Annotated in this window: 6 protein-coding genes; 5 read left to right on the top strand and 1 reads right to left on the bottom strand. The window is 68.5% G+C overall.

Annotation, left to right across the window (positions count from 1 at the left end; genetic code table 11):
• From ACDELDRAFT_RS24255 to ACDELDRAFT_RS16465, 3 genes are all read left to right on the top strand, one after another.
• Positions 1 to 162: penicillin-binding protein, transglycosylase and transpeptidase (locus tag ACDELDRAFT_RS24255; RefSeq protein WP_005798882.1), on the top strand; the 162-nt coding region annotated here is incomplete at its 5' end.
• 79 nt (positions 163 to 241) lie between these two features.
• Positions 242 to 2518, top strand: a complete 2277-nt coding sequence (locus ACDELDRAFT_RS16470) for a bifunctional diguanylate cyclase/phosphodiesterase (RefSeq protein WP_005798880.1) — start codon at positions 242 to 244, stop codon at positions 2516 to 2518.
• Positions 2519 to 2709: 191 nt separating this feature from the next.
• Complete coding sequence (locus ACDELDRAFT_RS16465; protein ID WP_005798878.1) at positions 2710 to 3876, top strand: alpha-hydroxy acid oxidase; 1167 nt, start codon at positions 2710 to 2712, stop codon at positions 3874 to 3876.
• A gap of 348 nt (positions 3877 to 4224) precedes the next feature.
• Here ACDELDRAFT_RS16465 and ACDELDRAFT_RS16460 read toward each other — a convergent pair whose 3' ends face one another.
• On the bottom strand, positions 4225 to 5109 hold the full coding sequence (locus ACDELDRAFT_RS16460) for a c-type cytochrome (protein WP_005798876.1): 885 nt from the start codon (positions 5107 to 5109) through the stop codon (positions 4225 to 4227).
• A gap of 187 nt (positions 5110 to 5296) precedes the next feature.
• Here ACDELDRAFT_RS16460 and ACDELDRAFT_RS16455 point away from each other — a divergent pair, with 187 nt between their 5' ends.
• Positions 5297 to 6976 (top strand): thiamine pyrophosphate-binding protein, encoded by a 1680-nt coding sequence (locus ACDELDRAFT_RS16455; RefSeq protein ID WP_005798874.1) that lies wholly within the window; start codon positions 5297 to 5299, stop codon positions 6974 to 6976.
• 320 nt (positions 6977 to 7296) lie between these two features.
• Positions 7297 to 8381: Y-family DNA polymerase (locus ACDELDRAFT_RS16450; protein WP_050784191.1), on the top strand; the 1085-nt coding region annotated here is incomplete at its 3' end.

The following is an 8381-nucleotide window of genomic DNA, read 5'->3' as shown; positions in this document are numbered from 1 at the left end:
ATGGATGGTTGGCCGCTCGGGCAGGGGGCCGATGTGGCGTGGTTGCCCTGGCCGGGCCGCCATGTGGTGCAGCTGACGGACGCGCGCGGTGCCGTGCTGGACGAGGTGCGCATCGAGGTGCGCGGCGCCGGCGTGGCGGCGGGCGGAGCAGGCGCGCGCTGAGGCGTTGGTCAGGGCCGGCTCCCATGCCGCCGGCGCATTACCTTCTCTTACAATTACCCAACCTTTCTTTTTGCATTTTGTGCGCCCGATTGCCACCTCCCGCCTGATCCTGCTGGCCCTGCTGTTGTCGCTGGGCATTGGCGGGCTTTTTGGCCGATCGATCTGGACCTTGCGGGCTGAAGAGTGGAGCAGCGCAGAGCGCGCCAACGCCAACCTGGCCCGCGCGCTGGACCAGAGCATTGCCAGCACGCTGGAGTCGTTCGACCAGTCCCTGCAGGGCGTGGTGGCCGGCGTGACCGATCCCCAGGTGATGGCGCTTGCCCCCCCCATGCGCAACAAGGTGCTGTTCGACAACTCGCTGCGCATGCGGGGTTTAGGATCGGTGGTGGTGCTGGACCTGGCCGGCAACATCATCATCGATTCGGAGTCGCTCGAGCCGCGCCAGGCCAACTTTGCCGACCGCGACTATTTCCAGGTGTTCCTGAGCGGTGCCCATACGGGGCTGTTTGTCGGCGGGCCGGTGCGCGCACGCCTGAATGGCCGGCACATCCTGCCCGTGAGCCGCGCCTTTTATGGGCCGGGCGGCGAACTGGCCGGCGTGGTGGTGGGGTCCATTCGGCTGGAGTATTTCCAGGACCTGCTCGAGGCGCTGCAGCTGGGGCCCGAAAGCAGCCTGACCGTGTTCCGCGCGGATGGCACCCTCGTCGCGCGCTACCCGTACGTCGAATCGGCGGTGGGCAGCAGCAGGGCGCTCTCGCCCAACATGCGCACCATCCAGTCCCAGCGCAGCGGCGTGTTCACCGCCCGGGCGGTGATCGACGGCGTGGAGCGCCTCTACGCTTTCCGGCACGTGGGCGACTACCCGCTGGTGGTGAACGTGGCGCAGTCGGTGGACGTGGTGCTGGCCAGCTGGCACCGCAGCGCCTGGGTGCTGGGGGGCTTTGCCCTCGTGCTGATGGTCTCCTGCGTGGGCCTGGCGTGGCTGTTTGCCCGCGAACTGCGCCGCCGCCAGGAGATCAGCGGGCAGCTGGAACAGGTTGAGCACGACCTGCGCACCATCCTGAACAACCTGCCCTCGATGGTCGGCTACTGGGACCGCGACCTGCACAACCGTTTCGCCAACCATGCCTATCTGGAGTGGTACGGCATGTCCCCCGAAGAACTGCGGGGCAAACATGTGCGCGAGCTGCTGGGCGAAGCGCTTTACGCAAAGAACCTGCCTTACCTCGAAGGTGCGCTGAAGGGGCAGGCGCAGCTCTTCGAGCGCACCATCGTCGATCCCCAGGGCCAGTCGCGCCACACCCTGGCTTCGTACGTGCCCGATCTGGACGGCGGCCAGGTGCGCGGCATCTTCGTGCAGGTCATCGACATCAGCGAGCGCAAGCGCATCGAAGAAGCCCTGTTCGAGGAAAAGGAGCGCATGCGCCTCACGCTCAGGGCCATTGGCGATGCCGTGGTGTGCACGGATGCGCAGGGCGTCATCACCTACCTGAACCCCGTGGCCGAGCGCATGACCGGCTGGCAGGGCTTCGACGCCGCGGGCCGCAATGTGGACGAGGTGATCGGGCTGCGCGGCGAAGGCGGGGTGGCGCCTCAGCCCAGCCCCCTGCGCCTGGCGCTGGAGCGGCAAAAGCCGGTGGAGCCCACGCGCGGCGTGTTGCGGCACCGCACGAGCGGCGAGTCGTTCGACGTCGAGGAGTCGGCCAGCCCCATCACCGACCGGCACGGCCAGGTCACCGGGGCCGTGGCCGTGCTGCGCGACGTGACGGAGAGCGTGGCCATGGCCGCGCGCATGGAGCACCTGGCGCAGTACGACCCCCTCACCGACCTGCCCAACCGCGTGCTGCTGCAGGACCGCGCCCGCCAGGCCCTCGCCCAGGCGCTGCGCGACGAGCGCATGGTGGCGGTGATGTACATCGACCTCGACGGTTTCAAGCAGGTCAACGACACCCTGGGCCACGACGTGGGCGATGAGCTGCTGGTGCAGCTGGCCGGCCGGCTCAAGGCCGTGATGCGCGTGTCCGACACCGTGTGCCGGCAGGGCGGGGACGAGTTCGTGGTCATGCTGCCCGGCATCGATTCGGCCGAGCAGGCGTGCAGCGTGGCGCGCAAGATCATGGCCGCGTGCGAGGCGCCCTATGTGCTCCAGAGCCAGACCCTGCCGGTGGGCCTGAGCGGCGGCATCAGCCTGTTTCCTGTGCACGGCGAGAATTTCGAGGAGCTGTCGCGCAATGCCGATGCGGCGATGTATGCCGCCAAGCATGCAGGCCGGCGACAGTTCCGCTTGTACGCCGGCGCGGACGCCGAGCCTTTGCTCGTGGCCCAATGCGGCGGCGAGGGCACGGATTGCTCCTAAAAAGAGAGCTTATTGTGCCTGTTGCATAAGCGCTGCAGGCCATTCGGATTCAAAAATGCAGGGTACCCGTGCTGCCGCGCGCCGGCCGGGGCGGGAAATTTGTTGCAGGGCGCCCAAATAATTTTGATGGCCCCCGCAGGCCCGGCGGCCTACCATCCGGTGCCATCCCCTTGTTACCCCGGAGTGCCAGCGTGCCCAATCTGTCCAAAATCACCTGCATCGAAGACCTGCGTGTCGTCGCCCAGCGCCGTGTGCCGCGCATGTTCTATGACTATGCCGATTCGGGCTCGTACACCGAGGGCACCTACCGCTCCAACACGGCCGATTTCCAGGGCATCAAGCTGCGCCAGCGCGTGGCCGTGAACATGGAAGGGCGCAGCACCCGCACCACCATGATCGGCCAGGACGTGGCCATGCCGGTGGCCATTGCGCCCACGGGCCTCACGGGCATGCAGCATGCCGACGGCGAGATCCTGGGCGCGCGCGCGGCCAAGGCGTTCGGCATCCCGTTCACGCTCTCGACCATGAGCATCTGCTCCATCGAGGACGTGGCCGAGCACACCGGGCGCCACCCGTTCTGGTTCCAGCTGTACGTGATGCGCGACCGCGACTTCATTGAGCGCCTGATCGACCGCGCCAAGGCCGCTGGCTGCTCGGCGCTGCAGCTCACGCTGGACCTGCAGATCCTCGGACAGCGCCACAAGGACATCAAGAACGGCCTGTCCACCCCGCCCAAGCCCACCATCGCCAACCTGATCAACCTGGCCACCAAGCCCCAATGGTGCCTGGGCATGCTTGCTACCCGCCGCCGCACCTTCGGCAACATCGTGGGCCATGCCAAGGGCGTGGGCGACCTGTCTTCCCTGTCGTCCTGGACGGCAGAGCAGTTCGACCCGCAGCTCAACTGGAGCGACGTGGAGTGGATCAAGAAGCGCTGGGGCGGCAAGCTGATCCTGAAGGGCATCATGGACGCCGAGGATGCACGCCTGGCCGCCAACAGCGGTGCCGACGCGCTCATCGTCAGCAACCACGGCGGCCGCCAGCTCGATGGCGCACCCTCGTCCATCGCCGCGCTGCCGGCCATCGCCCAGGCGGTGGGCAAGGACATCGAGGTGTGGATGGACGGCGGCATCCGCAGCGGGCAGGACGTGCTCAAGGCCCGCGCGCTGGGCGCGCGCGGCACACTGATCGGCCGCAGCTTTCTGTACGGACTGGGCGCCTATGGCGAGGCGGGCGTGACCCGGGCGCTCGAGATCATCCAGAAAGAGCTGGACATCACCATGGCGTTCTGCGGCCACACCGACATCAACGCGGTGGACCGCGGCATCCTGTTGCTCGGAACCTACCCGCTCGCCTGAGCGCCGCGGCCGCGCGCCGGCCGGGCTTGTGCCGGCCTGGTGGTCCTTCCTGCGGCCCTGGCCGCCAGTGCTGCAGGGGCAGTGTGCTGCTGACGCCGCCGCCGCCGGTGCCCGTTGGCCGATAGCGGGTAGCGGGTGGCGGGTGGCGGGTGGCCGTTGGGGTGCCGGTTGCTTTATTTTTGATATCGGACGGCGCAGGTCAGACAAGCGCAAAAGCCCGAAAACCCTATCCTTTTTGCCCGCAAAGACAGCCCGACCGGCTGCGCCATGGCGCGGGGCCGGTGACAGCCATCGGCCTCCGCGCGTCGCGTGATGGGCCGCACGCCGCCTGCGTCCGGGGGCACCCGTTCAGGGCTGGCGCGGCACGGTCTGCAGATAGGCATGCAGGGCCCGTGCATCCACATCGCTGAGCTTGCCCAGTGACTCGAAGGGCATCACGGCAATGGCGGTGCCGTCGGGGCGCTTGCCGCTGCGCAGCATCGCCATGAAGCGGGCGGCGTCGGGGTAGCGGGCCATGGCGCTGCCAGCGCCTGCGCGAAGGTCGGCTGCCTCGGGCCAGTCGGGCGGCGCGCCGGCGATCTTCCCGCCCGCAAGCTGGCCGCCGTGGCAGCCCAGGCACATGTTGGCCACGTACCGCCCGTGTTCCACGTTGACGCCGGCCGCAACGGGCCGCGACGGGGGCAGGTTGTGGTCGATCTTCGAAGCCGCATCGGGAATGAGGCCATAGCCATACAGCACCCAGGCCGGACGGGGCAGCTCGATGGCGGCCTCCAGGCCCGGCTGCGCGGGCAGCTGGCGCAGGTACGAGACCAGCGCGTTCAGGTCGTCGTTGGTGAGGCGGTTGTAGTCTTCGCTGGGCATCACCAGCACGGGGCGGCCGTTGGGTTTGACGCCGTGGCGGATCACGCTGTCCCAGTCCTCGGGCTGGTAGCGGCCCACCACCCCGGCGGGGGTGATGTTGGGACCGGCCAGGCGCGTGCCCTTGCCGTCGTTCACGAATTCGCGCCCGGTGCCTTTGAGGCCGTGGCAGTCGGCACAGCCGCGCGACTCGAAAAGGTAGCGTCCCCGTTCGATGGAGAGCGCCTCGGTGGTGTAGGCCACGGGGCGGGGCTTGATGTCGACGTAGCGGTTGCGGTGGGCTTCGGCCTGGTACAGGCCGCCGGCCGCCGCTGCGGCAGCAAGGGCCGCCAGCGCGAGGGCGCAGCCTGCGGTCCATGGGATCCAGCGTTTCATAGGTGTCCTGTTGGGAAGGTGCGGTTTTCGAAGTGGCGGATTCTGGTGTCGGCAAACCGCTTTTGCGCATCCCCGGGCACATGCCGCGCCGCGCCCAGTGACATATGTCACGGATGCGCCGTGCGGCGGGGCCGGCGGCTCTATGCTCGGGTGGCACCTCCGTTGCCCTTTTATTCGAGACCTGTCCATGACAACGACCACTTCGCGTACCGGCGGCCAGATCCTGGTCGACCAGCTCATCACCCACGGCGTCCAGCAGCTGTTCTGCGTGCCCGGCGAAAGCTATTTGGCCGTGCTGGATGCCCTGCACGATGCCCGCATCGCCGTCACCGTGTGCCGCCAGGAGGGCGGCGCGGCCATGATGGCCGAGGCGCAGGGCAAGCTCACGGGCCAGCCCGGCATCTGCTTCGTGACGCGCGGGCCGGGTGCCACCAACGCCGCGGCGGGCATCCATATCGCGCACCAGGATTCCACGCCCCTGATCCTCTTCGTGGGCCAGGTGGCACGCGGTGCCAAGGGGCGTGAGGCGTTCCAGGAGCTGGATTACGGCGCGGTCTTCGGCACCATGGCCAAGTGGGTGGTGGAGATTGACGACCCGGCGCGCATGCCCGAGTTGGTCTCGCGCGCCTTCCATGTCGCCACCTCGGGCCGCCCCGGCCCCGTGGTGGTGGCGCTGCCCGAAGACATGCTCACCGAGGCAGCCACCGTGGCCGATGCGCTGCCCTACCAGGTGACGGAGACCCATCCGGGCGCGGCGCAGATGGCAGCGCTGGCCCAACGGCTCAGTGCAGCCCAGAGCCCCGTGGCCATCGTGGGCGGCAGCCGCTGGTCCGAGCAGGCCGTGCGCGAGTTCACGGCGTTTGCTGAGGCTTGGTCGATTCCCGTGTACTGCTCGTTCCGCCGCCAGATGCTGTTCCCGGCCACGCATGCCTGCTACGGCGGCGACCTGGGCCTGGGCGTCAACCCCAAGCTGCTGGCGCGCATCCGCGCCTCGGACCTGGTGCTGGTGGTGGGCGGGCGCTTGTCCGAAGTGCCTTCGCAGGGCTATGAGTTGTTCGGCATTCCCACGCCCGCGCAACCGCTGGTGCATGTGCACGCCGATGCCGATGAACTGGGCAAGCTCTACCGCCCCACGCAAGCCATTCATGCCACGCCGCGGGCCTTTGCGGCAGCGCTCGCCAGCGTGCACCCCACGGCGCCAGTCGCATGGAAAGCCCACGCCGAAGCCGCCCATGCCGAATACCTGGCCTGGAGCGACCCGGCACCCATCCGCATCCCGGGCAACCTGCAGATGGGCCAGGTGATGCAGCACCTCCAAACCGTGCTGCCGGCCGACACCATCTTCTGCAACGGCGCGGGCAACTTCGCCACCTGGGTGCACCGCTTCTGGCCCTTCACCGCCTATGCCAGCCAGCTCGCCCCCACCAGCGGGTCGATGGGCTATGGCCTGCCCGCCGGCGTGGGCGCCAAGCGCCTGTGGCCGCAGCGCGAAGTGGTGGTGTTTGCCGGCGACGGCGATTTCCTCATGCACGGCCAGGAATTCGCCACGGCCGTGCAATATGGCCTGCCCCTCATTGTGGTGCTGCTGGACAACGCCATGTACGGCACCATCCGCATGCACCAGGAGCGCGAATACCCCGGCCGCATCAGCGCCACCGCGCTCAAGAACCCCGATTTCAAGGCCTATGCCCAGGCCTTTGGCGGCCACGGCGAGCGCGTGGAGCGCACCGAAGATTTCGCCCCCGCCCTGGCCCGCGCCCGCGCCAGCGGCCTGCCCAGCGTGTTGCACTGCCTGATCGATCCCGAGGCCATCACCCCCACGGGCACCCTGCAGGGCATTCGCACGGCGGCGCTGGCAAAGGCCTGATTCGGATTTTCTTCGGCCGCGTGGCGCCGCCCAGGCCCACGTGTTCCCTGTAAGAGACAAACCCCGCTCGCAGCGCCACGCATTGCGGAGGCTATCCAGCGGCATCCTGGCCAGCGGGCGGGCCTCGACGCACGGCGGCCGGCTCGCCGTGCCGGGCCCCTGCACCGCCCGGCTTTCCGCAGGGTTGCCTGGCACACTGCATGCCGGGTTGCAACCAGCGAAGACGCGAAGCGCCGCGCAAAATAGCGGCTGTGACCGAAGCCGCCTGCGCCTCTCCCGCCGATTGCCCGCCGCCCCTGCGCCGCATCGCGCACCTCGACATGGATGCATTTTTTGCCTCCGTGGAGCTGCTGCGCTACCCCCAGCTCAAGGGCTTGCCCGTCGTGATCGGGGGCGGGCGGCGCAAGGTGGACGAGCTGTTGCTGCAGGCCCGTGATGGCGCGGGTCCGCGCGACCCGCGTTTCATTCCGGTGGCCGAGTTTCCGCTGCTCAAGGACTACGTGGGCCGCGGCGTGATCACCACCGCCACCTATGCTGCGCGGCAGTTTGGCGTGGGCTCGGCCATGGGCATGATGAAGGCGGCCCGGCTGTGCCCGCAGGCCATCGTGCTGCCGGTGGATTTTGACGAGGTGCGCAGGTTCTCGCGCATGTTCAAGAGCGCCATCGTCGAGATCGCCCCGGTCATGCAGGACCGCGGCGTGGACGAGGTCTACATCGACTTCACGCACGTGCCCGGCGGCCAGCGCGAAGGCGGGCGCGTGCTGGCGCGGCTCATCCAGAAAAGCATCCATGAAAGGACGGGCCTGACCTGCTCGATCGGCGTGGCGCCCAACCGCCTGCTGGCCAAGATGGCGAGCGAGTTCAACAAGCCCAACGGCATTTCCATCGTCCATGAGGAAGACTTGCAGGAGAAGATCTGGCCGCTGCACGTGCGCAAGATCAATGGCATCGGGCCCAAGGCGGGCGAGAAGCTGGCGCGGCTGGGTGTGGAAACCATTGGCCAGCTGGCGGCGCAGGACGAGCAGTGGCTCATCGCCCACTTCGGCAGGTCCACCGGTGCGTGGATGCACCGGGTGGCCTGGGGCCGGGATGACAGCCCCGTGGTGACCGAGAGCGAGCCCGTCAGCATGAGCCGCGAAACCACCTTCGAGCGCGACCTGCACGCCGTGCGCGACAAGGCCGAACTCTCGCGCATCTTCACCGACCTGTGCCAGCGTGTGGCCGAAGACCTGCAGCGCAAGGGCTATGCGGGCAGAACCATCGGCATCAAGCTGCGCTACGACGACTTCAAGACCGCCACGCGCGACCACACCCTTCCCGTACCCACGAACGACTCCGCCACCATCCGCCGCGTGGCGGGCCTGTGCCTCAAGCGTGTGCCGCTCGACAGGCGCCTGCGCCTGCT

Source organism: Acidovorax delafieldii 2AN, assembly GCF_000175235.1.
GTDB lineage: Bacteria > Pseudomonadota > Gammaproteobacteria > Burkholderiales > Burkholderiaceae_C > Acidovorax > Acidovorax delafieldii_B.
This window is presented reverse-complemented; position numbering and strand designations above follow the sequence as displayed.